Genomic DNA, 26,591 nt, shown 5'->3' on the forward strand with positions numbered 1-26,591 from the left:
TCCGCCGCCCCGCGGGGGGTTCTGATCCGGGACTAGGGGAACGGCCTCGGGTCAGGTTCGGGCGAGACGTCCTGCTCGGCGTTGGCCGGGATGTCCCCGTAGCCGCCGAGTCCGTCGTCGCCGTAGGAGCGGTCCACGACCGCGCTGGTCCCGGCGATGTTCAGCCGGACCGTCGGGGCGAGCGTCCCACCGCGTCGCACGTCCGGGTTGCCGATCGCGTCGATGAAGGACTCGACGAGACCGTTCGGCATCACGTAGTGCGAGTACGACTGGAACGTGTGCGCCGTCTGGAACGGATCCGGGCTCGACGGGGTGCCGACCGCGAAGTTGAGGTTCGTCGGGTTGCCCAGGGCGAGGCCGCTGCCCTCGTTGAGCGGCTGGTAGTCGGAACGGATGCCGTCACCCACGAACCCGTAGACGCCGTCCGGCCCGTCGAGGTACCAGAACCGCGGGTCGACGGAGTCGGTGTCCGGTCCGCGCGCCCACGTGTGCCGGTGCGTGATCGTGAACAGGTAGTACTTCGAGCCCTGCACATAGATCTGCGGTCGCTCCGTCTGGTCGTTGACGCAGTTGGCCGACAGGATCGGCGGCAGGTACCGCCACTCGGTCATCGCCCTGTTCTCCGCCACGGCCAGTCCGACGTTGGCCATCTGGACGTTCGCCCCGGACGCCGTCACTGTCTCGGGCAGCTCCGCGTACGGGTCACCCTCGCGGTACCCGAGGTCCTCGGCGGTGCAGGGCACGGCCCCGCGATCACCGCCGGTGTTGCCCTCGAACACCATGTACTCCGGGCTGTTCTCGTCGTTCGGGTCCTGGAACGTGAACGGGTCGCGGAAGTTCACGAACGAGTTCTGCTCGCGGGTCTGGTAGAACGTCCCGTCGGGGACGAGGAGCTCGTGCTGGTCGCGCGCGCCCGTGAGCCAGACGCCGTCCTCGTCGGCGAAGATCCGCAGCTCGGTCTGGACGATCCGCGGGTCGGCAGGCTGGATCTCCTGGTCGTTCGCGTCCCGGTAGAAGGCGACCGCCGTGTAGAACAGCCGCAGCTTGTTGCCCTCCATGATCCGGGTCGACCCGGACCACTCGGTGACCGTCGAGAACGACTGGTCCTCGAAGATCGCGCCGGCCGCGCCGTCAGGGAACACGTGGCCCCCGTACGTCCAGCCGCCGTTCTCCGGCCGGTCCTCCGCCGGAATCCCTGCGGGCCGGTAGAAGAACGCGATCCGCGCGTGCGTGTGCCGGTCGTCGAACGTGTACCCGGCCGTCGAGTCCGCGACCAAAGAGAAGATGACCTCCCAGCCCTTGAAGCTCAGCTGGTCCGAGTTCTCGTCCGTGAGCGTCCAGGTGTCCCAGACCCAGACCTGTGTGCCGTCGGAGTCCACGAGGACCGGGAAGTCCTGCGGAATCGCCGGCATCGTGTACTCCTCCGGCATGGAGTTCTCGCCCGCGGGCGCAGTCGGGTCGGTCATCGCCCGCAGCTGGAGCGCGTCGGCACGCGTCCATCGGGCGGTGAAGTCGTCCTCTGGGTCGTACGCCTGCTGGCTGTGGATCGACGGTGCCGGGAATCCCGGGAACCGGAACGGAGTGACCGTCCCGTCCTCGGTCGACTCGTCGACCGGTGGTGCGTCGTCGCTCGTCGATGGGTCAGACGGCGCCTGATCGTCCTCCGCCCCGAAGGCGGTCGTGGAACCGAGAGTGACGGTCCCGAGGAGGAGTCCGGTGGCGAGCAGTCCGCTCACCAGCCCCCTTGTGCGTGGTCGTGTGCGTGTCGAAGACTTCACGTCCGTTCACCTTCTGCTGGAAGCGTGAGCGTCTTCGTCCGAACGGTTTCCCCCAACCGCGATCTAACGTAGTGTGATCTGTGCCACATTTGTCAAGGGTTTGCGAACAAGTCGCGGATCCGCCCCCACGGGGCAGTACGAAGGTGAGGACACCAGGGGCGGTCCGCCGCCCCACCGGTCGACACGTCACAGCCGACCCGCACTCCGCGGCTTCGACCGAACAGCTCGCACGCAGAACGACCGTGCAACTCTTCCCCCTCCATGCAGACCGGACCGCGCTGGCATGCCCCGCGCGGTAGCGCCCTCGGGCGCATCCCGACTAGCTCATGGAGCATCATGAACACCACATCAGCCCACGGCCGGCCAGCGGCCGAACCGCGGCGTGGGCCCCGCCATCACCGCCGTGCGACCCGCGCGCTCGGCGCGGCCTGCGCGGCCGCGCTCGTCGCCACCGGCGCGGTAGCCGTCGCGGCCCCCGCCTCCGCCTCGCCCGGGCAGAACGTCACGTCGCTGCGCGACCTCGAAGCCGAGGATCTCGCCGCGACCATCGCCGGGCGCGGCATCACGGTGCGCAGCGCCACGTTCTCCGGCAACGACGTCCAGGCCGGGCGCTTCTCCGGCATGCACGACACGGGCATCGCCCGTGGGGTCGCGCTCACGACCGGTTCTCTCATCGACGCCGACCCGCAGTCCGACGCCGACACCGACTTCTCCGCCTCGGCCCTCCTCGGCCCGAACGAGAAGCTCACCACCACCGGGGACCTCGGCGGGCGTGGATCTCGCGCCCTCGACCGGCTGGTCGGTGAGACGACCTACGACGCGGCCGTCCTCACGATGCGGGTCGTGCCGTCGGGAAACCGGCTCTCCCTCTCCTACGTCTTCGGCAGCGAGGAGTACGCCGGATGGAGCGAGCAGGACTTCGCCGACGCGTTCGCCATCTGGGTGAACGGCAGTCCGTGCTCCACCGTCCCGCGCAGCAGGGACCTGGTGTCCACGGCCACCGTCAACGCGGCGACCAACGCGGAGCTGTACGTGGAGAACTTCGCACCGAACGACCCCGGCGCCGGGACGCACGACACCGAGCTCAACGCGTTCACCACGGTCCTCACCTGTGAGGCTCGGGTGACACCACGCCGGGTCAGCACGGTGCGGGTCGCCGTCGCCGACACCCGTGACGGGCAGCTCGACAGCACCGTCCTGCTGGGTCGGGACTCCCTCGTCTCGAACAAGGGAAAGTCCAAGGGCAAGGGGCCGAAGGCTGACCGAGACCACCGTGACCACCGTGGTCACGGCAAGGTGAGCTACGGCGGCCACTCCTGGTGGCTGTACCGCTGACCGCTCGACACCAGAGAGAGGGTGTGGACATCGCCGTGCCGCGATGCCCGCGCCCTCGCTCGCGGCTGTCGGTGGTGCCCACGATGATCGAGGGGCGGGGGCGACGTCGTGCCCCCCAGGCTTGGCGCCTGCCCCGGCCCGCGAGGGCCCGTCCCGGAGGAGATGTGATGGCCGAGGTACTGCTGTTCCACCACGCGCACGGTCTGACGTCGGGGGTCCGCGACTTCGCGGAGCAGCTCGTGGACGCCGGGCACGTGGTCCACACCCCCGACCTGTACGACGGCAGGGTGTACGACACCCTGACCGAGGGCCTCGGGTACGCCGAGTCCGTGGGCTTCGGGGAGATCCTCGAGCGGGGTGCGACCGCGGCCGACGGGCTGCCGGACGAGATCGTCCTCGCCGGCTTCTCCCTCGGGGTCCTGCCCGCCCAGCAGCTCGCGCAGACCCGCCCTGGTGTCCGGGGCGCGCTGCTCTTCCACTCGTGCGTCCCGACGTCGGAGTTCGGCGACGGGTGGCCGGCAGGTGTGCCGGTACAGGTGCACGGCATGGACGGCGACCCGTTCTTCGTCGACGAGGGGGACCTCGACGCCGCTCGCGAGCTCGTCGCGTCCACCGCCGACGCGGAGCTCTTCCTCTACCCCGGCACGGAGCACCTCTTCGCCGACTCGAGCCTGCCGTCCTACGACGAGGAGGCCGCGAGGCTGCTCACCGAACGCGTCGTGCGCTTCCTTCACGACATCCGCTGACCCAGCACCTGCTGCAGGCGCTGGAGGTCCTGACGTTCGGTGCGTGCGACGACGGCGGCGACCAGCGGGCGCAGGAGGCGGTCGGTCCCGGACAGGGTCAGCTGCTTGACGACGTCCACGCGGCACGAGCTTGCCGTCGCCGGGGTCACCGCGCGGCTGCCCTGGGCCGTCGCGCCCTCCACGACGCGCCAGGAGAACGAGCGGCCCGCGTGCACGTCCGACACCTCGACCAGGCTCTCCACCCTGCGCCCGAGCACGCGCAGGACCTCAACGACCCGGGCGCCGTCGTGCACCGGCCCGGGCGGGTCCTGGGACATCGTCTCCAGGCCCGCGCGCCAGGCCAGGTCGTTCGTGTAGACGGACAGATACTCCCAGGCGACCGCTGCGGGCACGTCCAGGTCGATCGAGGAGCGGACGACGACGGGCTTCATCGGAAGGGCCTCCAGAGTAGTTTCCTGGTTGACTATATACCGGTTGAGATACGGTGAGGCATGGCCGCACGCTTCGATGACACTCCCGACTTCGCCGACGTCGCCGTCGCCCACTGGCAGCGGGAGCGCCCGGACCTCGATCTGCGGGCCATGGGGACGTTGGCGCGCTTCGCCCGACTGCACCTCGTCGGCGGCCGGCACGTGGACGCGGTGTTCGCCGCCCACGGCCTCGACCGCGGGGAGTTCGACGTCCTCGCGGGCCTCCGCCGGACGGGCACGCCCTACCAGCTCAGCCCGTCGCACCTCGCCGACATCCTCCTCATCACCCGCGCCGGCATGACCAAGCGCATCGACCGTCTCGAACGGCGCGGCCTCGTCGCCCGGCGCACCGCCCCCGGCGACCGACGGGGCCTGCTCGTCGGTCTGACCCCGGACGGGCTCGCCGTCATCGACGCCGCCGTCACCGACCACGCCCGCAACGAGAGCACGCTCCTCGACCTGCTCACCGAGGACGAGGCGCAGGCCTTCGACGCGATCCTTCGGAAGCTGCTGGCCGGGCTCGCTGATCGAGCTGCGGCCCCGCCGTCGTGACGGTGCTGATCGCGACGATCGCGGCGGCCAGTGCCGTCCCCGCGAGGAGCGCGTAGGTCGTCGGGTAGGCGCCGGTCGCGCCGACGAGGAGGTCTGCGCCCCACGGTGCGAGCGCGATGGCAAGCGTGGTCGGCGCGTTGAGGATGCCGTACAGCGCGCCGAAGCCGGCAGTGCCCCACCGGTCGCTGATCGCGGTGGACTGCAGGAGCGTGAAGGCTCCTCGCGCGGTGCCGAGGGTGATGCTCGCGGCGAGCAGGACGCTCGTCGGGCCCGGGACGAGCCCGACGGCCGCGATGGTCGCCGCGGCGAGGCCGAGGAGGACGACGGCGCGGGCCCGGGGGCGCGTGCGCCGCGCGAGCGGGGCGAAGGCCACCCGGCCGATGAGCTGCCCGGCACCGGACAGCCCGAGCGCCCACGCGGCGAGCGACGTGGACAGACCGCGCTCACCCAGCAGGGGGATGAGGTGGACCGTCGCGGCGGACAGCGCGAAGGCGGTCAGCGACGTCGAGATCACGAGCAGCACGAACGCGCGGCTCGTCGCGATGCTCCGTCGTGCCGACCGCGCGACGTGGGGGCGCACCTGCTGGGCCGGCGGCCACGGTGCACGCAGCCCGACCGCGTGCGCCGGGATCGTGGTGACGGCGAGCACGACCGCGAGGACGACGTAGGTCTCACGCCACGACAGCCGGTCGAGGAGCGCCGCGGTCGCCGGCGCGAAGATCGTGCTCGACAGCCCGGCGACGAGGGTCAGGACGGTCAGCGCGCGGGTGCGGGCGGGGCCGTACCAGCGGGTCAGCGCCGTGAACGCCGGGGCGTAGAGCACCGCCGCCTGTGCGACGCCGGCGAGGACCCACGCCGCGGCGAACCAGGCCACGGTCGGTGCGGCTGCGATCGCGAGCGTCGCGAGCACACCGACCACGGACCCGGCGGTCATCAGTCCGTGTGGGCCGCGCGCGTCGAGGAGCCGGCCGACGGGCACGCCGACGACCGCCGCGACGACCAGGGCCGCCGAGAACGCGGCCGTCGCGGACGTCGTCGACCACCCGGTCTCCTGGGTGATGGCCGGGAGCGCCACGGGGAACGAGTAGTACAGGACGCCCCAGCCGACGATCTGCGTCAGGCAGAGTGCTCGGAGCGCGCGCCGGGCACCTGCGGTGGTGCTCACCCGACGACGGTCGAGCGGCGCCGGACGTGCGTGGCGAGCGCTCGGGCGACGTGGCCGGCGTCGCGCCCCACCCCGCGCAGGGTGTTCGACGAGAACGTGCGCTGCAGCTCGAGGCCGGTGTAGACGAGGCCCGGTCGGGTCGTGGAGGTGCCGCCGGAGTGCAGCGGCGCGCCCGAGCCGGTCAGGGCGCCGAGCGGATGCAGGTACTCGAGGGCGGGCCGGTAACCCGTCGCGAGGATCACGGTGTCCACGTGCTCGCGGGAGCCGTCGGACCAGACGACGGCGTCGCCGTCGAGCCGGGTGAACATCGGGCGTCGCTCGAGCCGCCCGCTCGACACCGCCTCCCGGTAGGCGCCGGTGTCGATCACGAGCGGCGCGCGCAGCAGGCGCCGGAGCACGGCCGGCGGTGCGAGGTCGAAGCCGGTGCGCTTCAGCCAGTGGTGCAGGTCGCGACCGCCGATGCGCTGGCGGGTGAAGGTCACCGGTGCGCGCGTGGCGAGGGTGACGTCGCTGGCCGCGGTGAGCTCGTCGGCGATCTGCACGCCCGAGTTCCCGCCACCGACGACGACGACCCGGGCACCGGTGTGGGCGGAGGGGTTGCGGTAGTCGGCGGAGTGCAGCACCTGGCCGCTGAAGCCGTCCTGGCCGAGCTCCGGGACGAACGGTCGGGAGAACGAGCCGCTCGCAGCGACGACCGCGGACGTGGGGAGCGTGTCCCCGGCGGTCGTGTGCACGAGGAAGCCGTCGCCGTCGGGCTCGACGGACCGGACCGTCGTCCGGGTCCTGATCTCGACGTCGAGGTGCTCGGCGAACCGCGCCAGGTACTGCACGACCTCGTCGCGGCCCGGGTACCGGTCGGGGTCGCCGCCGAACGGGAGGCCGGGGAGGTTGCTGTACCCGGCCGGGGAGAAGAGGTGGAGGCTGTCGTAGTACCGCGACCACGAGCCGGTCGGGCGCTCTCCGGCTTCCAGGACGAGCGGCGGGAGGCCCACCGAGCGCAGGGCGTGCGCGGCGGCCAGGCCGGACTGACCGGCGCCGATGACGATCACGGGGTGAGGGTCGGGTCTCATGGGGAGAACATATCGAGGAATCGGAATATGTCAATACAACGATATGTGTACGCTCGGACCATGACCGAGTCGACCCGCTCCGCACCTGTCGGCCTCGAGCCGGAGCTCGCCGAGGCGACGCGGGACTTCCTCAAGGCGCTGGCCAGCGCCACCCGGCAGCGCATCCTGCTGCTCTTCGCCCGTGGGGCCGAGCTCTCGGTGGGCGAGGTCGCCGAGCTCGCCGGTATCAGCCAGTCCACCGCGTCGCAGCAGCTCGCGCTGCTCCGTCGCGGCGGGATCGTGACCTCTCGTCGCGACGGGAAGGTCGTGCTCTACTCCGCGGACCGGGACGGCATGGCGCGCGCCCTCGCGGACGTGCAGGCCTACCTCCAGGTGTGCTGCTGACCCGTGGGCCGGTGATGCGGGGGTCAGCCGACGAAGAGGCAGAAGGGGTGACCGGCCGGGTCGGCGTACACCCGCAGCGGCTCGTCCGGGTCGTCGGACCGGTCCAGCAGCAGCTCGGCACCCAGGGTGATCGCGCGCTCGTGCTGGGCGTCGAGCTCCGCGACGTCCGGCACGGTGGCGTCCAGGTGGAGCTGTTGCGGCACCGGGCCCTCGGGCCACGTCGCGGGCGGCAGGGCAGCGACCTGCTGGAACGCGAGCTGCACACCACCCGGCGAGCGCAGGACCAGCCAGTCCTGTCCCCGCGGGTCCGGGGCGCCGTCGGCGGGCGGTTCGTCACCCGACCGGTAGCTCAGCCCGAGCAGGGCGCGGTAGAACTCGGCGAGACCGCGGGGGTCGGTCGTGTCGAGCACGACCTGGCGGACGGTCGGGAACGTCTGGGCCATCGCAGACCACCTCCGGCTCCACGGTCCGTCGGGCGGCCGGGTGTCGCAAGCGGCGCGCCCGCCGATGAGTCTCGCGCGCCGCAGCGGTCTACGGGACCATCGGCGAGGATCGACGTGATCCCGCAGCACCGGACGAAGGAGCACGACGGATGTCGTTCCAGGCATACCTCGACAGCATCGAGGACAAGACCGGCCTCACCCCGCGCGAGCTCGTCACCCAGGCGCAGGAGCGTGGGTACGACGACCCGTCGGTGAAGGCGGGCGTCATCGTCCAGTGGCTCAAGGACGACTACGACCTCGGCCGCGGGCACGCCATGGCGCTCGTGCACGTCATCAAGAAGGGCCCGACGATCGACGCGAAGCACGTCGGGACGACCGGCACCCATCGCGACGCGTCGGACACGCTCTGGTTGGACGGGAAGGCCACACGCCCGGCGTGAGTGGAGCCGCGGCCCGGCTCGGTGCCGGGCCGCCGCTCGACCGCCCGCCTACCGCTCCCGCAGGGTGGCGAAGAAGGTGCGGATGTCGCGCGTGACGTCGTCGGGCACCTCGAGCGACGCGAAGTGCCCGCCGCGCTCGAACCGGCTCCAGTGCACGATGTCGCTGTTGTCCCGCTCGGCGAAGACGCGGACGGTCTGGAAGTCGTCGGCGAACACGGCCACCCCGGTGGGCGCGTCGTTGACGGCCGGCTCGGCGCCGGCCCGGGCGTCCTCGAGGTAGCTGCGAGCCATGCCCGCGGCGGCGTTCGTGAACCACGCGACGCTCACCTCGGTGAGGATGCGGTCGAGCGGCACCAGGCTCGTGCCGTTGCCGAAGGAGTTGAAGAGCTCGCTGTACGCGAGCAGGGCCACGGGCGAGTCGGAGAGCCCGACCGCGACGGTCTGCGGCCGGGACGCGTTCATCGTGTTGTACCCGCCGACGGACTGGAACCACTGCATGTGCGCGAGGCCGGCGTGGTCCTCGGGCTGGAGGCGCTCGAACTCGACGGGGTCGCCGGACGGGAACGAGAAGAGCTGCAGGACGTGCAGGCCGAGGAACCCGTCCGGGTTCAGCAGGCCGAGCTCGCGCGCGACCATCGCGCCGCGGTCGCTGCCGTGCACGCCGTACTCGGTGTACCCGAGCCGCCGCATGAGGGAGTCGTACGCGCGGGCGGTGCGCGCCGTCGTCCACCCGCCCTCGGTGACGGGCTGGCTGAACCCGTACCCGGGGGCGTCCGGGACGACGACGTGGAACGCGTCCTCCGCACGCCCGCCGTGGGCGACGGGGTCGACGAGCGGCCCGATCATGTCGAGGTAGTCGACGAACGACCCCGGGTAGGTGTGGGCCAGCAGCAGGGGAGTGGCGTCCGGGTGCGGCGAGCGGACGTGGACGGCGTGGAACGTCTGGCCGTCGATCTCCGTGAGGAGGTGCGGGACGGCGTTGAGCCGCTCCTCCTCGGCGCGCCAGTCGTACGCGGTGAGCCAGTGGTCGACGGCGTCGCGCAGGTAGTGGTTCGGCGTCCCGTGATCCCACGTGTCGCCGGGAGCCGCCTGGGGGAGGCGCGTGCGGGCGAGGCGCTCGCGCAGGTCGTCGAGCTCGGCCTGCGGGACCTCGATGCGGAAGGGACGGATGGCGGTGGCGGTCTCGGTGGTGTTCATGGAACTCACGCTAGATTCCATACAGGAACGTTCAGTTCCTGTTGCGTGCCTCGGATGCCGCTCGTGCGTCCGGATGTCGACGAACCCCAGGAGGGTGCTGTGCTCGACACGTCCGCACGGCTGCTCGCGCTCCTCGGGCTGCTGCAGTCCCGCCCGGCGTGGACCGGTCCGGAGCTCGCCGATCGGCTCGGTGTCACGGTCCGTACCGTCCGCAACGACGTGGCACGGCTGCGCGCGCTGGACTACCCCGTCGAGGCGACGCGCGGCGCGGCCGGGGCGTACCGGCTCGGGCCGGGCGGCAAGCTGCCGCCGTTGCTGCTCGACGACGAGGAGGCGGTCGCCGTCGCGATCGGCCTGCGGGGTGCGACCGGCATCGCGGGGATCGCGGAGAGCAGCACGCGCGCGCTGACCAAGCTCGAGCAGGTCCTGCCCAGCCGGCTGCGCGCCACGGTCGAGGCGGTCGACGCCGCCGTCGACCACGCACCGGAGAACACCGACACCGACGCGGCCGACCCTGCCGTCGACCCCGCCGTGCTGCGTGCCGTCGCGACGGCGATCCAGCGCCGGGAGTGGTTGCGCCCGACGTACCGCGGCGAGCCCCGGCTCGTGGAGCCCTACCGACTGCTCGCGTGGCAACGCCGCTGGTACCTCGTGGGCCGCGACCCGCGGGAGGACACGTGGCACACCCTGCGCATCGACTGGTTGACGCCCGGCCACCCCACGGGCCGCCGCTTCGAGCCGCACCCCGTCCCCGGCGGGGACTGGACAGCCTTCATGATGCGCGACGTCGCATCGAGCGGCTGGGCAGTGCACGCCCGCCTGCGGATCGACTCGCCCGCGGACGACGTGCTCGCGCACATCAACCCGGCCGTCGGCGTCGTCGAGGCCGTCGACGCGAGCACCAGCGTCCTCGTCACCGGCGCCGACTCCCTGGCCACGGTGGCCGTCTACGTGGGGATGCTCGGGATGGACTTCGTCGTCGAGTCACCCGCCGAGCTCGTCGAGCACCTCGACCGCCTGGCCGGTGTGTACGCGCGAGCCGCCCGGCGGTCGAGGGGCGACGCTCGATAGGGTCGACGCTGACGCGCAGCCATCTCTCACGCCGAGGTACGGGACGAGTTTGTACCCGAGTCTAACCAAGCAAAGGGTTGAACAAGTTCCTCCGCTCTCGCCAGAGAAGCGATTACCTTCTCCGCTACTACACCTCGGGGCAAGTATCGGAGTTGATGTCGCCCTCGCTGCATAGGTATACCCCGAGTCCCGCCTCGAACGACCCTTCACCGCGGTCAGATTTCCAGTGAACGGTGAGCGACTCTGCGACGGCCGAAGCGTCCGTAGTGCGCGTCACCTGTATCAGTAGGTCTGCAACCTCGCCCTTCTCGCAGCGGGCTGTCACAGCACCCGATTCTGAGTCGTAGCCTGTGCTCGACAGCGACTGCCACTGGCTGCCGACCCCGGACCAACCCGGGTACACGGCAAAGTCCTCAACGGTCACGCCTGATCCTTCGGGAGCTTCGACAGAGGTGACTTCGGCGTCGCCCGATCCTGTGGCGCAGACTTTGACGTCCCCAAGCGTGACAGGGTCACCTACGCCGACATCGGCGTTCTCGACACCAACGAAGATGCCACCGCCGGATCGGTCGCCCGCCAGCTGCACCTCCGCGCCGGAACCAACTCCGCAACTACTGATCGCTAATACGGCCGCCATCGAGAGTGTCGCAGCCAGCAGCGATCGCATCGATCGCTTCACCTTGGCCGAGCAACAACGCGGCTAGAGGTGGCAAGCCCTGTCGTCAAGTTCCCACAGAGTCGGGCAGAGGACGTGAACTTCCAGTGCAACTTGTTGCTGGAACCCCACCCGGCCTGAGCTGTCAGACTAACGCCCCTCACGGTTAGCGCGTTCGACATCGTGACGTTCTTCCCGGAGTCCTTGGTGAAAGTCGCTCCGGCATCCCGTTGCATGCAGTATCCAGAGAGGTTCAGACGGTCGACGAGCAGACGGTCCGAGGCAACGTCAGCGAACCCGTTCGGCTGGGAGCGATACGGGTTCGACGCCAAGCAGGAGTTTGCAATATTGCGGTAGTTCACCCGGTTGCCAACCCTGTAGGCGCTAGCAGTAGCAGGAAAGGAGCCTCCGATCCCAGTGGTTATGGTCCTTGTCCCGGAAGCAGACCAGCTTGATCCGAACTTTGCTGCGATGCCGAGCGAGTGGTTTGAACTCGCGGTCTGCGAAGCCGTGACGGGCGCACCGGAAACGCCCTGAGAGTGACCGTACCACTCACGGATATTGTTGGTGAACGACTGCGTATAGTCTCTACACGACATGGGCGCGACGACACCGCCCGATGATCGGTCGGCCACGCTGGACCGTGCCCGTAGTTCCTTCGTGGTCTTCGTCGTCTGAGCGACTACGGCGGTGGTCATGGCGAGCTTCCGGTCAGACTTGGAGGCGCTCTCGCCTTCCGGCGTTACTGCGTTGGCAATATCGATCGAACTATCCTCGACAATTCCCGTAGAGAGGTCGAAGACGACGGTGGGTGACGTATTGACGTCTGTCGTGCGACGGGCATCCACCAGAGCGGTCTCGTCGTGGGTGCTTGCAGCCGCCCAGCCAGAAGTGGCGGAGGTGCGTAGTGTGTTTTCAGGGTTCGATGTCTGAGCCACGATCGAGATGGACCAGTTCATCTCGTTCATTCCATCAGCAACGGTCACGTCGACGTCGACCTGGCCGCTGTCGGCGATGAATGTCTCCGGGACTGAAGCGCTGTTGAGCGTGAGAGAGTAGTTTCCATCCGCATCGGTCCGAACCATTCCGAGGGACACGCGAGGAATCGTCTCGCCGATGTCGAGCTTGTCCATGACCTCCTGCTTGGGCCATGCCGTTAGCAGAACGTCTGCCTGAACAGGCACCCCTCCCCTAACCACCTTGCCCGTGATCGCGGGCGGCGAGGGGGGTCTTGGCAGAAGCCGGTAGCGCCCCTGCGCCCAGGAAGCCAACTGATCCCACCAGGACAGTTGAAAGCGTGGCCTTCCAGGTCCTACGTTTCATCTTGAAACTCCGTTGCTCCAAGGGGACATTTTCGGTCGTCCGAGAATGTTGACTGGAGGGTACCAGCGGGGGTGGAGTACCGATACCGGAGGCGAAGGCGAGTGGAAGGTGGCGCTGAGATCACGATGGCTTGACTCGTCTCAGTGGTGATCGAGGGACGACGCTCGATAGGGTCGATGCTGACGGGCGCCGCAGAGCTGCGACGCAGGCCGACACACGGCAGAGCAACGAGCAGGGGAGACGGATGAGCAACGGGCGAGCACGGGCAGCAGCAGGAGTCGTGGCGGGCTTGGTGGGGCTCGCCGCCCTGAGCGGCTGCACGTCGTCGCCCCTGACGCCGGCGGAGCTGGTCTCCGCCCTCGCCGAGCCCCGGACCGATGCCGACGTCCTGCCGCAGGCCGCCGCCGACGCCGACCTCGCCGACCCGGAGACCGAGCGCCTGCTGGCGAGCAACGATGCCGCCGACTTCTTCGTCGCGACGCACCGCGACGAGAAGGACGGTGAGATGATCGACGAGATCTGTCTCCTCGTCGTCGTCGCGGCCGCCGAGGGCCTGGTCGGCTCCGCCTGCGGGGACCCCGCTGTGGCCGCCGAGACCGGGCTACAGGTCTCGATCTCGGGCGAAGGGACGGACGGAAGGGTGAGCGTGTCTGCGTACCTCCTGCCCGACGACGGCACTGCGCAGCCTCTCGACGACCTCGACGACACGTTCGAGACCGTCAGCCCCAATATCCGCGCCCGCTAGCCGATCTGTGGCGTCGCGATGGCCGGTGCGATGGTCGCTATCACTGGCGGCAGCCTGTTTGCGCCCACTGCGGTCGTGTTCTATTTCTTGACGTTTCCCCTTGGGTCGCTCCTGACGCGGTTGGCCTGGGCGGTCTTCTTGCTCGTCGATCTACCCGATGTGCCAGGGCTGGGGCTCGCGATCATCGTGATCGCGAGTCTTCTTCAAGGGACGCTCCTCGGAACGGCGATCTATTTCGTCAGGTACGCGCGTGCGCGAGCTCGACGTGAGGTTGGCCCCCGACAGTGGTCGCCTCCCGCGTAGATGGCCGCAGTGCCGGTGTTATGCGAGCCAGGTGCGCGCGGCTGTGACCAGTGCGTCGACGCCTCGGGTGAGCGTCGGTTCCATCACCGGCGCGAAGTGCGGCGAGTGGTTGGAGGGCACGTCGCGGTCCAGGGTGCCGGCGGCAGCGGCAGCCAGGTACGACGGGGTGTCGACTCCGCCGAGGATCCAGTAGACGAGCGGCGCTCCCGCCGCGGTGGCGAGCAGTCCGACGTCCTCGCTGCCGCTCACCTCTCCAGGATCGAGCACGCTGGCATCGCCGAAGGCAGCTCGGAACGCCTCATTGGTGCGCTCCGCACCTCGGGCGTCGTTGACCAGCACGGGGAACGACTCGGCGTAGTGGAACGTCGGTTCCGGCGCACCTGAGGCTGCGGCTTCGCCCCGCACGATGCGTTCGATCGCTGCGAGAATCCGGAGACGCACATCCTCGGTGAACGCGCGCACGCTCAGGCCGAGGGTCGCCGTGTCGGGGATGATGTTGTTCTTCGTGCCGGCGACGATGCGTCCGACGCTGATGACTGCCGTCTCTTGTGGTGCCACCTCTCGGGCGACGATGGTCTGCAACCGCAGCACGATGGCGGCCGCCAGCACGATCGGATCGACGGTGGTCTCCGGACGGGATCCATGGCCGCCCCGGCCGAAGACGGTGATGTCGATGCTGTTGGCGCCTGCGAACGCCGGACCCGGATGCGCGCCGACCGTGCCGGCGGGCGCAGGTCCGACGTGCTGGCCGAGCACGACGTCCGGGACCGGTACCTTCTCGTACAGCCCGTCCTCGATCATCGCCTGAGCGCCACCACCGTTCTCTTCCGCCGGCTGGAAGAGCGTGATCAGCGTTCCGGCCCACTCGTCGCGGGTCTGGGCGAGTCGATCAGCGGCACCGATCAAGCTGGCCACATGCACGTCGTGGCCGCACGCGTGCATGAGGCCCTCGACCGTGCTGGCGTAGTCCAGTCCGGTGGCTTCCGTCACCGGAAGTGCGTCCATGTCGGCCCGCAGCAGCACCGTCGGGCCCTCACCGTTCCGCAGCACGCCCACGACCCCCGTGCCGCCGACTCCCGTGACGACGTCGTAGCCCGCGGACCGCAGGCGGTCTGCCGCGATGCCGGCGGTGCGGGTCTCCTCGAAGGCGAGTTCCGGGTGGCGGTGCAGGTCGCGGTAGAGCTCCGCGATGGGCTGGGAGACGTCAGTCATGTGCTCATCCTGCCGTGGAATCGGCAGCACGGCCCGAGATTCGGCGGGTCAGCGACCGCGGCTCAGCTCGTCGCGGGCGGTGAGCCAGTCGAGCGCGACGGCGGCGGTGTCGAGCACGGAGACGTGGCCGTCGTGGGGCCGGGTCCACAGCTCGGCCGTCGGGCAGTGCTCGGCGAGCCAGTGGGCGTGGGACGGCGGCACCACCCTGTCCTGCCCGCCCTGGACCAGCAGTACCGGCACGTCGATCAGGCCGACGTCGAAGCCCCACGGTGCGGCGAGGGCCACGTCGTCGTCGATCAGGCCGTCCGGGCCGTCCTCGCCCGCCCGGCCGGCGTCGGCTCCGAGCGCTGACCACGTCCCGTCGAGCGCGGCCCAGTCGGTGTCCGTGAAGCTCAGCGGGTCGAACTCCTCGGTCTCGGCGAACCGGGCCCGGGCCGCGCGACCCTCGAGCGCGCTGCGCAGCGCGCCGTCGGAGGCCATGCCGGCGAACCAGTCGAGGTCGTCCACCCGCGGGGCGACGCTCGCGAAGCAGACCGCCGCCGTGACGCGCCCCGGCAGGAGCGCCGCGCACGCCAGCGCGTGCGGGCCGCCGCCGGACGACCCCATCACCGCGAAGCGCTGGATCGTGAGGGCGTCGGCAACCTGCGCGACGTCGTCGGCCACCGAGGCGACCGTGCGCCCGGGGTGCGGGCTCGACCCGCCGTACGACGGCCGCGCGCAGGAGACGACGCGGATGCCGCGTGCCTGCGCGGCCTCGACGAGCGGGTCGAGGAGCGCGCCGGTCTGCGGTGACCCGTGGTGCCACAGGACCGTCTCGGCGGGCGTCTCGCCGGGCGCGCCACCCGTACCCGAGTCGTGTACCCGGACGACCCTGCCGTCGACCAGCTCGAGGTCGCGGGTGATTCTCATCCTCGGACTGTAGCCAGCGGCGATGTCAGTCGGAAGGTCCTCGCGGACGGTAGCGAGCGTCGTCGTTGGCGTAGGCGTAGTACAGGCCGATGAGCAGCCCTCCACCGACGAAGTTCCCGACCAGTGCCAGTCCGACGTTCGCCGCGGCCAGCCCGGCGTGCACGCCGCCCTCGAGCCCGACCATGAGGAACAGCACGCTGTTCGCGACCGAGTGCTCCAGCCCGAGGAACGCGAAGACGAACACCGACACGATCATCACGAGGGACTTGGTGAGGTCGTCCTTGATGAGGCCGTTGTAGACCATGAGCATCGCCAGGTTGATCATGAGGTTGCACAGCACAGCCCGGACCAGCAGGTCGCCCCACCCGGCGGCGCCCTCGGTGACGAACGCGAGCTTGTGGTCCACCGCCTCCTGCATGAGGATCCCGGTCGCGCCGTCGAGCAGCGTGCTGAAGCGCAGCAGGACGGCGACGACGAGACCACCGAGCAGGTTGCCGAGGAAGCACAGCCCGAGCAGCCGCAGCGCGCGCCCCCACGTCGTGCGCCGGTGGTACGCCCCGATCGAGACGATCATCATGTTCGACGTCAGCAGCTCGGAACGCGTGTAGTAGATGAGGACGAGCGCCCACCCGAACACCACGGCACCTACCAGGCGTCCCACCTGGTAGAGCGACCCGTCCTGCCCGGCCTCCTCGATGCCCGCGATGACGGCGTAGTGCGTCGCGTAGAAGATCCCGATGAGCATGCCCGCCATGGCGGCGCGCTGCAGGTAGCGCCGGGCGAGCTCGCCGGACATCGCGGTCTTGGTGTCGAGCGCCTCGAGGACCGTGCTGATGAACAGCTTTCCCGGGAACAGCGCCCGCGCGTCGTGCGTCATGCGACCACGTTCCCACGCGGGCGGACTTCGGGGGAGATGACATCCTGGCGAGGTGCAGGTGGAGCCCGTGACCCAGGACGTCCTCGTCGCGCGCCTCGCCGATCGCCTCGCCGCCACCCCGCGGGACCGGGCCGTGCGGGTGCTGGTCGACGGGCACCCGTCGAGCAGGCCCGACCTGCTGGCGGACGCGCTCGTCGAGCCGTTGCGGACGGCGGGCCGCCCGGTCGCCCGGATCCGCGCGCACGACTTCCTCCGGGCGGCGTCGCTGCGCCTCGAGCACGGCCGTGAGGACCCCGACGCGCTCCTCGGCTGGCTCGATGTCGGGACGCTGAACCGCGAGGTGCTGACCGCCGTCGGGCCGGGAGGGGCCGGCCGCTACCTGCCGAGCCTGCGGGACCCGGTGACCGACCGGTCGACCCGCGCCGCCCTGCTCGAGGCGCCCGCCGGGGTGGTCGTCCTCGTCGACGGGGCGTTCCTCCTCGGACGAGGCCTGGACGCCGACCTCACGGTGCACCTCGCCCTGCGCGACGGCACGCTCGCGCGCCGCACCCCGCCGGCAGAGGTGTGGACCCTGCCCGCCTATGCCCGATATGCGCGCGAGACTCGCCCGGAGCAGGTGGCCGACGTCGTCGTGCGGGTCGACGATGCCCGGCGCCCCGCGCTCGTCGTCGGCCGCGACGGACCCAGGAGCGTGCCGTAATCTCTTCGCACGGACCACACCGGTGCACCCCGCCGTGAGCTCCGCGACCTGACACCGACCGGGAGAGCGATGGACAGCGACAGTACGAACCCCTCCGAGCTGCGGCCGACACACGTGGCGAAGGAGGGGAGGTTCTGATGTGGCTCTTGACCCTGCTCCTCGGCGTGCTGGTGGTCCTCGCGATCACGGCCGCCACCGGCTACTTCGTGGCGCAGGAGTTCGCGTACATGGCGGTCGACCGGTCTCGCCTCAACGCCCGTGCGGCCGGTGGTGACGAGGGCGCGCGGCGGGCGCTGTCCGTCACCCGCCGCACGTCGTTCATGCTCTCCGGCGCACAGCTCGGGATCACCGTCACCGGGCTGCTCGTCGGCTATGTCGCCGAGCCGTTGATCGGGGCGTCGTTGGGCGAGGCCCTCGGCGGGGTGGGTGTACCGACGGGTGTCGGGATCGCCGTCGGCACGGTCCTCGCGCTGATCCTGTCGACGTTCGTCCAGATGATCTTCGGCGAACTCTTCCCGAAGAACCTCGCCATCGCCCGGCCCGAGCCGGTCGCGCTCTGGCTGTCCCGCTCGACCACCATCTACCTGGCGGTCTTCGGCTGGCTCATCACGATCTTCGACCAGGCGTCCAACGCGCTGCTGCGCGCGCTGCGCATCGAACCCGTGCACGACGTCGAGCACTCCGCCACCGCGCGCGACCTCGAGCACATCGTCGCGGACTCACGCGAGAGCGGTGACCTGCCGGCCGAGCTCTCCGTGCTCCTCGACCGCATCCTCGACTTCCCCGTGCGCGACGTCGAGCACGCCATGATCCCTCGCGCGCGGGTCGACGTCATCCACCCCGCGGACACCGTCGACGACGTACGTCGCCTCATGAGCACCGGGCACTCGCGCTATCCCGTGCTCGACGTGGACGACGAGGTCGTCGGGGTGGTGCACCTGGTCGACATCCTCACCGACGGTCACGACGGCGATACCCCCGCCTCGGAGATCATGCGGGAGGCCGTCGTCGTCCCGACGACGATGATCCTGCCCGACGCCCTGCGTGAGCTCGCGTCCTCACGGAACCAGCTCTCGTGCGTCATCGACGAGTACGGCGGCTTCGCCGGCGTGCTGACCCTCGAGGATCTTGCCGAGGAGCTCGTGGGCGAGATCACCGACGAGCACGACCCCGACATCCCCGTCGCGCCGCCGTCCGAGGACGACGGCAGCTGGCTCATGGGGGGTGACGTCCACGTCGACGAGGTGGAGCGCGCCGTCGGGCACGACCTGCCCCGCGGCGACTACGAGACGATCGCAGGCCTGGTCATCGCCCACCACGGTTCGTTCCCCGAGGTCGGCACGCAGGTGGAGGTCGAGCTCCCGCCCGATCCTGCTGACCTCGCTCTGCCCGAGGCGCCTCCCGTCGTCGTCATGCACGTCGAGGTCGTCGAGATCGACCGGCACGTCCCCTCCCAGGTGCGGGTCCGCGTCCTCCACGACCAGCCGAAGGAGTCGAACCGATGAGCAACCCGTGGGTCGTCGTCGCGGCGACCGTCGCCCTCATCGCGCTGAGCGCGTTCTTCGTCGCCGTCGAGTTCGCGCTGCTGGCCGCCAAGCGACACCGGCTCGAGGACGCCGCCCCGAGCAGCAGGTCGGCACGCGCCGCGCTGCGCAGCTCGTCGGAGCTCACGCTCCTCCTCGCCGGCTCGCAGCTCGGCATCACCGCGTGCACCCTGGCGCTCGGCGCCATCACCAAGCCCGCCGTGCACCACTGTTTGACCCCCGTTTTCGAGGGCTGGGGCGCGCCCCTGGTGCTCGCCGACGTCGCGGGCTTCGTCCTCGCGCTCGTCATCGTGACGTTCCTGCACCTGGTCGTCGGCGAGATGGCGCCCAAGTCGTGGGCGATCGCGCACCCCGAGACGTCCGCGACGATGCTCGCCCTCCCGATGCGCGCCTTCATGTGGCTGACCCGGCCGCTGCTGCGTGCGCTCAACGAGATGGCGAACTGGTGCCTGCACCGGGTCGGCGTCGAGCCGGCCGACCAGGTCGCGACCGGGCAGAACGCGGACGACCTGCGCCACCTCGTCGAGCACTCGGCCAACGTCGGCGCGCTCGACGCGAGCTACCTCGCTCAGCTCTCGGGCGCCCTGGACCTGCAGACCCTCACGGTCGGCGACCTCCTGCGGGAGGGCGCTCGCCCGACGACGGTCGCACCGTCGGCCAGCGTGGAGGACGTCCGCAGCGCCACCCGGACGTCGGGGCACCTGCGGATCCTCGTCGGCGAGCCGACGGCGATCGAAGGGGTCGTGCACGTGCGCGACACCCTCACGGAGCCGGACGACCGCCCCGCGGCGGACCTCATGCGGCCCGTCTTCGTGCTCGCCTCCGACGTCCCGGTCTACAGCGCGCTGACCTCGATGCGGGAGACCCGCAACCACCTCGCGGTGGTGACCACGGACGACGAGATCGTCGGCGTGGTCACCCTCGCGGACGTCCTCAGCCGCCTCTTCCCGCGGACGGTCGCCGCGGCGGTCTGACGGGCACGTACGCTCGAGCGGTGCCGATCGGTCAGGGGTTCCGCGCCCTGTGGGGCGCGAACGCATCGTCCAACCTGGCCGACGGCCTCGCCTTCGTCTCGATGCCGCTGCTCGCGGCGTCGCTGACGGACGACCCTCGGCTCGTCGCCGGGCTCGCCACGGTGTACGCCCTCGTGCGGCTTCTCGTCGCCCTGCCCGTCGGTGTCTGGGTGGACCGGGTCGACCGTCGCACCCTGATGGTCGCGGGCAACCTCCTGCGGGCGGGGGTCGTCGTCGCGCTCGCCGTCTCGGTGCAGACGGAGCAGGTCACGCTCCCGCTGCTGTACGCCGTGCTCGCGGTCGTCGGGACGCTCGAGAGCGCGGCCGACGACGCGGCGTTCGCGCTCCTGCCGTCGATCGTCGAGCACCGCGACCTGGACCGCGCGAACGGTCGGCTCTCGGCGACCCAGCTCGTCGCCGACGAGTTCCTCGGCCCACCCCTCGGCGGGTTCCTCTTCGCCGTGGGTGCGGCCGTTCCGGTGTTCGCGATGGGCGGGCTGTGGGCCGCCGCGGGTGCGGTCGCGCTCGCGCTGCCCGTACGACGGGTGCCGGTGCGGTCGGACGGCGCGACTCCCGTCCGTCGCTCGATGCTCGGCGAGGCCGTCGAGGGTGCGCGCTGGTTGCGGCGTGACCGGGTCGTGGGCGGTCTGGCGGTCGTGGGCGCGCTCGCGAGCGTCGGGTACATGCTGCCCTTCGCCATCCTCGTGCTCTTCGCGCAGGAACGGCTGGGGGTCGGCAGCCTCGGGTACGGGCTGATCCTCGCCGTCTCGGCGCTGGGCGGTCTCGCCGGAGCGCTGACCGCCGCTAGCCTGCGGGCCCGGCTCGGCTACCGCTGGACCGTCGTCGCGAGCCTCCTCACGGGAGCGGTGTCCCTGCTGTGCCTCGCCCTCACGACCCACGCGGTGCTCGCCGCCGTGCTCCTCGCGGTCTACGTCCTGCACGCGGTGGTCTGGAGCGTCTGTGCGACGTCGATCCGCCAACGTCTCGTCCCCGACCTGCTGCGGGGACGGGTGAACGGCGCGACGCGTGTCCTCAGCCTGCTCGGCCTCGTGGTCGGCTCCGCGGCCGGCGGGCTCCTCGGCGGCGTCGACCTCGCCCTGGCGGTCGCGGCGGGCGGGCTGGTGTTCGTCGTCTGCGCCGTCGTCGCCGGGTCCGTGCTGCGAGGTGTCGACGCCGCGGACCCCGGCGCCGGGCCCGTGCGCCTCAGGTGAGGTCGTCGTGGTCCCCGCGCGCCCACGCGGCGTGCCGGTGCGCCGACCTGAGCACGACGGCGCGAGCGTCGGTCGGGATCACACCCTCGAAGTTGTTGTACAACCGGTCGAAGTCGAAACGTGCAACATGCCGGGCGACCCGTTCGGCGACGGCACCCGACAGGGGGATCCGGTTCGGATAGCTGCGCATAAAGCTCACGGACGTGCGGTCCGGGTTGGCGAAGATCGTGTCACCGCTGAGCAGCACGCCCTGCCCGCCCGCGCCTACGGCCCAGTGCACGACCGCGCTGCCCGGGAAGTGCCCGCCCGGCTGGGTGAGCGTGACACCGGGAAGGATCTCGGTGTCGCCCGACCACGACTCGATGACGGAATCGGGGCGGGCAACCCAACCGATGTCGGGCGCGGACACGAGGACGGGGACCCCGCCCAGTGCTCTGCTCCACTCGACCTGCACACCGAACATGTGGGGGTGGCTCGCGACGATCGCCACGACCTCGCCGAGGGCACGCACCTGGCGCACCCCGTCGTCGTCCAGGAAACCGATCGGGTCCCACAGGAGGTTGCCCGCGGTGGTTCGCACGACCTTCGCCTGTTGCCCGATCCCCGCCGCCGCGTCCGTGTCGACCGCGTACAGGTCCGGCTCGAGCTCGTGCACCCGGACGGTCGCGCCCTCGGCGGCCAGCTCGGCGAGCGTCGTCCACAGCTGCCCGTCGGCAGGCACCCACTGGCGCTCGTCCGCGCAGATCGCGCACACCGGTGGCCGTTCGGCATGCTCGACGCCGCAGGTCCGGCAGATCCACCAGGTCATCTCGTGCCCCCCGAGTCGTCGCGGCGCCCGCACCGTCGAGCGCTACCGTCCAACGACCCTAGACCCTTCGATGCCCCGGGCCCCTGTGCTCCGGCGAGAGGTCCACAGGGACGCCAGGAGGAACGCACCCCACAGGACGAACAGCGGGTCCCACAGGAACGTGTGGCCGGTCATCGCCACCTCGTCGTAGCCGTCGTCGGTCGGGACGACGCCGGCGAGCACCGCGCCCCCGACGACGACCTTCACGCCCCCGTAGGCCACCAGCAGCGTGCCGCCCACCCAGCTCCCGGCACGCCAGAGGCGGCGTGGAGGGAGGCGGTCGTACGCGACCAGGACGGGCACCGCCGCCGCGACGGCCTTGACCAGGGCGATGGCTCCCAGGGCCGCGGCGGCGAGCTGCGGGGAGTCCTCGGTCATCTCCACCGCCCACCGGCCCACCGTGGCCAGGAGCCACGACCCACCGAGTGCCCAGTACAGGCTGAAGCCCGCGTGGATGCCGCCGAGCGCCGCGGCGACCCAGACCAGCGTGCGGCTCACGTCCGCCTGTCGACGCATCTCGTCCCTCCCGAGCGACGCTCGCGTGCGACGCGACCCTACGACAGCCGGTCTCCGGTGTCGACGGTGGTTCACTGGTCACGCTCACGCCGACCGAGAACGGATCACTGGACACCCTGATGACGCTAAACCTCCTGCCGAACGAGCGCATCGTCCGCTCGAGCAAGGCGAACGCCGTCGTCCGACCTTCCGACTACGGGATGTCGGAGTTCGCCGCCGGCCACCTCATGGGGTTGGTGGGTATGGCAGGACGCGAGGCCATCGGTGGGCGTCTGCACGTCACGTCGCTGCGGCTGCTGTTCCAGGCGCACGCGGTCAACCGGCTCCGGGGCCAGCTGGCGATCCCGTTGCCCAGCATCCGGTCGGCGTCGCGGTACCGCTCCGGCCTGGCCTTCGGCGTCGAGGTCGTCACGGCCGGCGCGCGGCTCCAGTTCGTCAACTGGTCCGCGGGGAAGGTCCTCGCCTCCCTGGAGGACGCGCGGGCCGCGTTCGGCGAGGCGGAGGCGGCCGAGATCGCTGCGGCCGGCACCGTGGTGCGCGACCTGGAGCTGTGGCGCGCGGCCGAGGCCGCGAACGTCCTCGTCGCCGCGGGCATCGGCCTGCCCGGCGCGGCGCCCGGGTGGCTCGAGTACCTGAGCCTCATCGAGCTGCGCACGGCAGCGGCACCCCCGACCCGCCCGCACCCTCAGGACGACGCGAGGTCCTAGAGCGCGAGGGCGACCTTCAACGCAGCAGCGACCTTCGTCATCGCGGCCAAGGAGAGCCCGCCGGCGTGCCGCGCCTGGTCGTCGTCGTAGATCACCGTGATGTCGTCGCAGAGCACCCTGCCCACCACGGGTTCGCCGTGCTCCAGCTCGACGATCGACGCCAACGACGGCTTGACCGTCGTGGTGATGCGCACCACCAGCGCCGAGCCCAGTGCGCTGTTGCGGCCGTTGTTCGACACGACGAGCCAGGGCTTCTCCCCTGCTCCGAGGTCGGCGAAGTAGACGTTCCCGCGGAGGTAGGCCACGTCAGTCGGTCAGCCGTGCGCGACGAGTGCGCTGCGCTGCAGCGAACTGGCGGTCCTCGTCGTCCAACGCCGCCGCGTACGCGGCGTACCCGGCGTGGACCGCCTGCTCGCGTACGCGAGCCGCGCCGAGGGCCACAAGATCAGCGAGCACCTGCGACTCCGAGACGTTCTGTGGCAGCCGGCCGACGAGCGCCTCCAGCGCAGCACGCTCGGGGCTGTCGCCAGACCGGACGGCGGCCACGACGTCAAGCTCGCTCTCTTCGAGAGGGACGGACTTACGGGTGATGGTCTGCACGCCTCCATGCTACGCCAGATGTGGCAGGTTTTGCTGCGCTCAGTGCATCACATTCTGCTGCAGAGAGTGGTGCGGTTTCCGCCTACCGGCGAGAGTCGGGCCGAAGGTCCCGCAGGTCAGGGCCGCACAGCCGTCGCGGCGCGCGGCCCTGAGCGCCCACGCTGGAGCAACGGCACGGGACGGAGCACGCTCATGACCACCATCGACGCCAAGGTCGCGCGCATCCTCGACGCGGCCACGCAGGCACCCAGCATCCTCAACACGCAGCCGTGGAGGGCCGTCGCCACCGGTGACAGCATCCAGGTGCGCGCGGACTCCTCGCGGGGGCTCCCGCACCTCGACCCGGCCGCGCGTGAGCTGCACGTCAGCTGCGGCGCGTTCCTGCTGAATCTGCGGATCGCCGCCCGGCGGGAGTCGTTCGACCCCCGGGTCGAGCTCCTGCCCGACGCCGCCGACCCGGCGCTCCTCGCCGTGATCGACCTGTATCCCGGCCTGCGGCCCACGGCGGACGAGCTGGAGCTCGCGGTCGCCGTCCCGCGTCGGCGCACCGCCCGCGTGCCCCTCGACGACGAGCCGCTCGCCGTCGACGTGCTCGACGAGCTCACGCAGACGGTCTTCGACGAGCACGCCCTCGTGCGGGTCCTGCCGACCGACGGCCCGCAGCGCCGGTCCGTGCTCGCGCTGCTGCGCGAGACCGAGGCGGAGATCGCGCGCGACAAGGTGGCGCGCGCCGAGGAGGGTCGCTGGACCGACGCGGCGAGGCCGCGGCGTGGTGTGGCGGCGTTCGAGCCACGCACGACCGTCGCGATCCTCACCACCCCCGGCGACTCGCCCCGCGACTGGCTGGTCGCCGGGCAGGCACTCGAACGCCTCCTGCTGACCGCGACGGTGTACGCGGTGCGGGCGTCGTTCGCGACGGCCGCCCTCGAGGACCCGGTGACACGGCACGAGCTGCGCACCCTCGCCGGGCTCGTGGGGTTCCCGCAGGTCGTCCTCGGCCTCGGGCACAGCAGGCTGGGCGACTCCACGCCGCGACGGAGCGTCGGAGACGTCCTGACGGGCGCGTGACGCGACCTGCCGACGGGCCGCCGTCGTGCGAGCATGGCAGCAGACCGACCGGACGGAGGGCGACGATGCCCGTGCGCAACGAGGTCCAGCTCATTACCTACGCCGACCGGCTGGGCGGGGACCTACCGGGCCTCGCCGCCGTGCTGCGCGACAAGCTCGTCGGCGCGTTCGGTGGGGTGCACGTCCTGCCGTTCTTCACGCCGTACGACGGCGCGGACGCAGGCTTCGACCCCGTGGACCACACCGCCGTCGACCCGCGCCTCGGCACGTGGGACGACGTGCGGGACCTCGCGCGGACCCACGACACGGTCGTCGACCTCATCGTCAACCACGTCTCGGCCGACTCCGCCGCGTTCGGCGACGTCCGTGCGCGGGGCAAGGCCTCGCCGTCGTACCCGATGTTCCTCACCCTGTCCTCGGTGTTCCCCGGCGGCGCCACGGAGGAGGAGCTGACGCGCATCTACCGCCCGCGTCCCGGCCTGCCGTTCACGCCGGTGCGTCTCGGCGACCGGCTGCGCTACGTGTGGACGACGTTCACGCCGCAGCAGGTCGACATCGACGTGCGCTCGGCGCCCGGTCGCGCGTACCTGACGTCGATCCTCGACGCGGTGTCCGCCGCCGGTGTGCGCCTGGTCCGCCTGGACGCCGTGGGGTACGCCGTCAAGACTCCCGGCACGACGAGCTTTATGACGCCGGAGACGTTCGCGTTCATCGAGGGTTTCACGGAGCAGGCTCGCGCCCGCGGGGTCGACGTGCTGGTCGAGGTGCACTCGTACTACCGGCGGCAGATCGAGATCGGGCGTGCGGTCGACCTCGTCTACGACTTCGCGCTGCCGCCGCTCGTCCTGCACGCCCTGTACACCGGCGACGGGTCGGTGCTGGCCGGGTGGATGCGGATCCGGCCGCGCAACGCCGTCACGGTCCTCGACACGCACGACGGGATCGGGGTGATCGACGTCGGGCCCGACCAGACCGTCGAGCCCGGACAGCCACCCCGCCCGGGCCTGCTGGACGCCGCGCAGATCGACGCCCTCGTCGAGGGGATCCACGAGCGCACGGGCGGCGCGTCCGCGCGCGCGACGGGGGCGGCGGCGTCGAACCTCGACCTCTACCAGGTGAACTCGACGTTCTACGACGCCCTCGGCGGTGACGACACGCGCTACCTCGCGGCGCGCGCCATCCAGCTCTTCACGCCGGGGATCCCGCAGGTCTACTACGTGGGCGCGCTCGCGGGCGGCAACGACCTCGACCTGTTGGCCCGCACCGGCGTCGGCCGCGACATCAACCGGCACCACTTCACGCCGTCCGAGATCGACGAAGCCCTCGAGCGGCCCGTCGTGCGGGCCCTGCTCGGCCTGTGCCGGTTCCGCAACACGCTCCCGGCGTTCGACGGCGACGTGGAGGTCGGCCTCGACGGTCCCGTGCTGCGCATGGTGCGCCGGGGCGTCGCGGTGCCCGACGCCGTCGCCATCCTGCTCGTCGACCTCGCCACGGGCGAGGCGTCCGTCGAGTGGCGCACCCCGGACGGCACAAGAGCCCGCACGGACGACCTGCTCTATGTCCCCTTGGGCGCCCTCTGACGTCGAACAGGCGGTTTCTCGGCACGATGTCGTGTGGGTGCCGGGAAACCGCCTGTTCGGCGGGGTGCTAGGGGACGATGAGGCCCGGGGTCTGGGTGCGGGCGCGGGTGAGGCGTGCGTCGGCGTCGGC

The 26,591-nt window shown here is 71.1% G+C and carries 29 protein-coding genes; 14 read left to right on the forward strand and 15 right to left on the reverse strand.

From position 1 onward, the window contains the following. Positions 1–32: 32 nt before the first annotated feature. Positions 33–1,736, reverse strand: coding sequence for a glycoside hydrolase family 68 protein (locus tag OHL10_RS17170; protein WP_265523467.1), 1,704 nt, complete (start codon positions 1,734–1,736; stop codon positions 33–35). Between the two features lie 378 nt (positions 1,737–2,114). On the opposite strand from OHL10_RS17170, the gene OHL10_RS17175 reads away from it, so the two are divergent. Both OHL10_RS17175 and OHL10_RS17180 read left to right on the forward strand, forming a co-directional pair. Next, positions 2,115–3,113, forward strand: coding sequence for a choice-of-anchor L domain-containing protein (locus tag OHL10_RS17175; protein WP_265523468.1), 999 nt, complete (start codon positions 2,115–2,117; stop codon positions 3,111–3,113). Between the two features lie 167 nt (positions 3,114–3,280). Next, positions 3,281–3,859 (forward strand): dienelactone hydrolase family protein, encoded by a 579-nt coding sequence (locus OHL10_RS17180; RefSeq protein ID WP_265523469.1) that lies wholly within the window; start codon positions 3,281–3,283, stop codon positions 3,857–3,859. Here the strand turns inward: OHL10_RS17180 and OHL10_RS17185 are convergent. After that, positions 3,844–4,290, reverse strand: a complete 447-nt coding sequence (locus OHL10_RS17185) for an SRPBCC family protein (protein WP_265523470.1) — start codon at positions 4,288–4,290, stop codon at positions 3,844–3,846. The two genes, OHL10_RS17180 and OHL10_RS17185, sit on opposite strands and share 16 nt — an antisense overlap. A gap of 60 nt (positions 4,291–4,350) precedes the next feature. Between OHL10_RS17185 and OHL10_RS17190 the strand changes: the two genes are divergently transcribed. Further along, complete coding sequence (locus tag OHL10_RS17190; RefSeq protein ID WP_265523471.1) at positions 4,351–4,881, forward strand: MarR family winged helix-turn-helix transcriptional regulator; 531 nt, start codon at positions 4,351–4,353, stop codon at positions 4,879–4,881. Here the strand turns inward: OHL10_RS17190 and OHL10_RS17195 are convergent. Beyond that, on the reverse strand, positions 4,793–6,046 hold the full coding sequence (locus OHL10_RS17195) for an MFS transporter (RefSeq protein WP_265523472.1): 1,254 nt from the start codon (positions 6,044–6,046) through the stop codon (positions 4,793–4,795). The genes OHL10_RS17190 and OHL10_RS17195 overlap by 89 nt on opposite strands. After that, positions 6,043–7,116, reverse strand: a complete 1,074-nt coding sequence (locus tag OHL10_RS17200; protein WP_265523473.1) for a flavin-containing monooxygenase — start codon at positions 7,114–7,116, stop codon at positions 6,043–6,045. Before OHL10_RS17200 ends, OHL10_RS17195 begins: the two co-directional genes overlap by 4 nt. A 60-nt stretch (positions 7,117–7,176) precedes the next feature. On the opposite strand from OHL10_RS17200, the gene OHL10_RS17205 reads away from it, so the two are divergent. After that, entirely contained in the window at positions 7,177–7,500 is a 324-nt protein-coding gene (locus OHL10_RS17205; RefSeq protein ID WP_265523474.1) for an ArsR/SmtB family transcription factor, read from the forward strand. 23 nt (positions 7,501–7,523) lie between these two features. On the opposite strand, the gene OHL10_RS17210 is transcribed toward OHL10_RS17205, so the two are convergent. Beyond that, positions 7,524–7,943, reverse strand: coding sequence for a VOC family protein (locus tag OHL10_RS17210; RefSeq protein ID WP_265523475.1), 420 nt, complete (start codon positions 7,941–7,943; stop codon positions 7,524–7,526). Positions 7,944–8,092: 149 nt separating this feature from the next. Between OHL10_RS17210 and OHL10_RS17215 the strand changes: the two genes are divergently transcribed. Continuing rightward, positions 8,093–8,383, forward strand: a complete 291-nt coding sequence (locus OHL10_RS17215) for a DUF4287 domain-containing protein (RefSeq protein WP_265523476.1) — start codon at positions 8,093–8,095, stop codon at positions 8,381–8,383. Between the two features lie 48 nt (positions 8,384–8,431). On the opposite strand, the gene OHL10_RS17220 is transcribed toward OHL10_RS17215, so the two are convergent. After that, complete coding sequence (locus OHL10_RS17220; RefSeq protein WP_265523477.1) at positions 8,432–9,580, reverse strand: epoxide hydrolase family protein; 1,149 nt, start codon at positions 9,578–9,580, stop codon at positions 8,432–8,434. Between the two features lie 99 nt (positions 9,581–9,679). Here OHL10_RS17220 and OHL10_RS17225 point away from each other — a divergent pair, with 99 nt between their 5' ends. Next, the gene (locus OHL10_RS17225; protein ID WP_265523478.1) at positions 9,680–10,651 is read left to right on the forward strand and encodes a helix-turn-helix transcriptional regulator; all 972 of its coding nucleotides are present in this window, start codon (positions 9,680–9,682) and stop codon (positions 10,649–10,651) included. A 127-nt stretch (positions 10,652–10,778) separates the two neighbouring features. Here the strand turns inward: OHL10_RS17225 and OHL10_RS17230 are convergent, their stop codons facing one another. Beyond that, the gene (locus tag OHL10_RS17230) at positions 10,779–11,318 is read right to left on the reverse strand and encodes a hypothetical protein (RefSeq protein WP_265523479.1); all 540 of its coding nucleotides are present in this window, start codon (positions 11,316–11,318) and stop codon (positions 10,779–10,781) included. Between the two features lie 8 nt (positions 11,319–11,326). Continuing rightward, positions 11,327–12,439, reverse strand: a complete 1,113-nt coding sequence (locus OHL10_RS17235) for a hypothetical protein (RefSeq protein ID WP_265523480.1) — start codon at positions 12,437–12,439, stop codon at positions 11,327–11,329. Positions 12,440–12,873: 434 nt separating this feature from the next. Here OHL10_RS17235 and OHL10_RS17240 point away from each other — a divergent pair, with 434 nt between their 5' ends. Further along, on the forward strand, positions 12,874–13,374 hold the full coding sequence (locus tag OHL10_RS17240; protein ID WP_265523481.1) for a hypothetical protein: 501 nt from the start codon (positions 12,874–12,876) through the stop codon (positions 13,372–13,374). 321 nt (positions 13,375–13,695) lie between these two features. On the opposite strand, the gene OHL10_RS17245 is transcribed toward OHL10_RS17240, so the two are convergent. Genes OHL10_RS17245 through OHL10_RS17255 form a run of 3 tightly spaced genes read right to left on the reverse strand, consistent with a single transcriptional unit; the run spans position 13,696 to position 16,675 of the window. Continuing rightward, the gene (locus OHL10_RS17245) at positions 13,696–14,889 is read right to left on the reverse strand and encodes an amidohydrolase (RefSeq protein WP_265523496.1); all 1,194 of its coding nucleotides are present in this window, start codon (positions 14,887–14,889) and stop codon (positions 13,696–13,698) included. A gap of 48 nt (positions 14,890–14,937) precedes the next feature. Continuing rightward, complete coding sequence (locus OHL10_RS17250) at positions 14,938–15,798, reverse strand: alpha/beta fold hydrolase (RefSeq protein WP_265523482.1); 861 nt, start codon at positions 15,796–15,798, stop codon at positions 14,938–14,940. 25 nt (positions 15,799–15,823) lie between these two features. Beyond that, complete coding sequence (locus OHL10_RS17255) at positions 15,824–16,675, reverse strand: formate/nitrite transporter family protein (RefSeq protein WP_265523483.1); 852 nt, start codon at positions 16,673–16,675, stop codon at positions 15,824–15,826. 67 nt (positions 16,676–16,742) lie between these two features. On the opposite strand from OHL10_RS17255, the gene OHL10_RS17260 reads away from it, so the two are divergent. From OHL10_RS17260 to OHL10_RS17275, 4 genes are all read left to right on the forward strand, one after another. After that, positions 16,743–17,375 (forward strand): nucleoside/nucleotide kinase family protein, encoded by a 633-nt coding sequence (locus OHL10_RS17260; RefSeq protein WP_265523484.1) that lies wholly within the window; start codon positions 16,743–16,745, stop codon positions 17,373–17,375. Between the two features lie 137 nt (positions 17,376–17,512). Beyond that, on the forward strand, positions 17,513–18,880 hold the full coding sequence (locus OHL10_RS17265) for a hemolysin family protein (RefSeq protein WP_265523485.1): 1,368 nt from the start codon (positions 17,513–17,515) through the stop codon (positions 18,878–18,880). Then, on the forward strand, positions 18,877–19,893 hold the full coding sequence (locus OHL10_RS17270; protein ID WP_265523486.1) for a hemolysin family protein: 1,017 nt from the start codon (positions 18,877–18,879) through the stop codon (positions 19,891–19,893). Before OHL10_RS17265 ends, OHL10_RS17270 begins: the two co-directional genes overlap by 4 nt. A gap of 20 nt (positions 19,894–19,913) precedes the next feature. Next, on the forward strand, positions 19,914–21,143 hold the full coding sequence (locus OHL10_RS17275; RefSeq protein ID WP_265523487.1) for an MFS transporter: 1,230 nt from the start codon (positions 19,914–19,916) through the stop codon (positions 21,141–21,143). Here the strand turns inward: OHL10_RS17275 and OHL10_RS17280 are convergent. Then, positions 21,136–21,951, reverse strand: a complete 816-nt coding sequence (locus tag OHL10_RS17280) for an MBL fold metallo-hydrolase (protein ID WP_265523488.1) — start codon at positions 21,949–21,951, stop codon at positions 21,136–21,138. The genes OHL10_RS17275 and OHL10_RS17280 overlap by 8 nt on opposite strands. A 42-nt stretch (positions 21,952–21,993) precedes the next feature. Further along, the gene (locus OHL10_RS17285) at positions 21,994–22,488 is read right to left on the reverse strand and encodes a DUF3995 domain-containing protein (protein ID WP_265523489.1); all 495 of its coding nucleotides are present in this window, start codon (positions 22,486–22,488) and stop codon (positions 21,994–21,996) included. 137 nt (positions 22,489–22,625) lie between these two features. Between OHL10_RS17285 and OHL10_RS17290 the strand changes: the two genes are divergently transcribed. Beyond that, complete coding sequence (locus OHL10_RS17290) at positions 22,626–23,213, forward strand: hypothetical protein (protein ID WP_265523490.1); 588 nt, start codon at positions 22,626–22,628, stop codon at positions 23,211–23,213. Here OHL10_RS17290 and OHL10_RS17295 read toward each other — a convergent pair. Beyond that, positions 23,210–23,518 carry a type II toxin-antitoxin system PemK/MazF family toxin gene (locus OHL10_RS17295; RefSeq protein ID WP_265523491.1) on the reverse strand — a complete coding sequence of 103 codons (309 nt, stop codon included), beginning with the start codon at positions 23,516–23,518 and terminating at the stop codon, positions 23,210–23,212. The genes OHL10_RS17290 and OHL10_RS17295 overlap by 4 nt on opposite strands. A gap of 1 nt (position 23,519) precedes the next feature. Further along, complete coding sequence (locus OHL10_RS17300) at positions 23,520–23,813, reverse strand: hypothetical protein (protein WP_265523492.1); 294 nt, start codon at positions 23,811–23,813, stop codon at positions 23,520–23,522. A gap of 192 nt (positions 23,814–24,005) precedes the next feature. Here OHL10_RS17300 and OHL10_RS17305 point away from each other — a divergent pair, with 192 nt between their 5' ends. Then, positions 24,006–24,881: a nitroreductase family protein gene (locus tag OHL10_RS17305; protein ID WP_265523493.1), complete on the forward strand. Its 876-nt coding sequence runs from the start codon at positions 24,006–24,008 to the stop codon at positions 24,879–24,881. A gap of 65 nt (positions 24,882–24,946) precedes the next feature. Further along, positions 24,947–26,461 (forward strand): sucrose phosphorylase, encoded by a 1,515-nt coding sequence (gene gtfA / locus OHL10_RS17310; RefSeq protein WP_265523494.1) that lies wholly within the window; start codon positions 24,947–24,949, stop codon positions 26,459–26,461. Positions 26,462–26,591: the final 130 nt, after the last annotated feature.

This window comes from Oerskovia flava (assembly GCF_026163685.1).
Taxonomy (GTDB): domain Bacteria; phylum Actinomycetota; class Actinomycetes; order Actinomycetales; family Cellulomonadaceae; genus Oerskovia_A; species Oerskovia_A flava.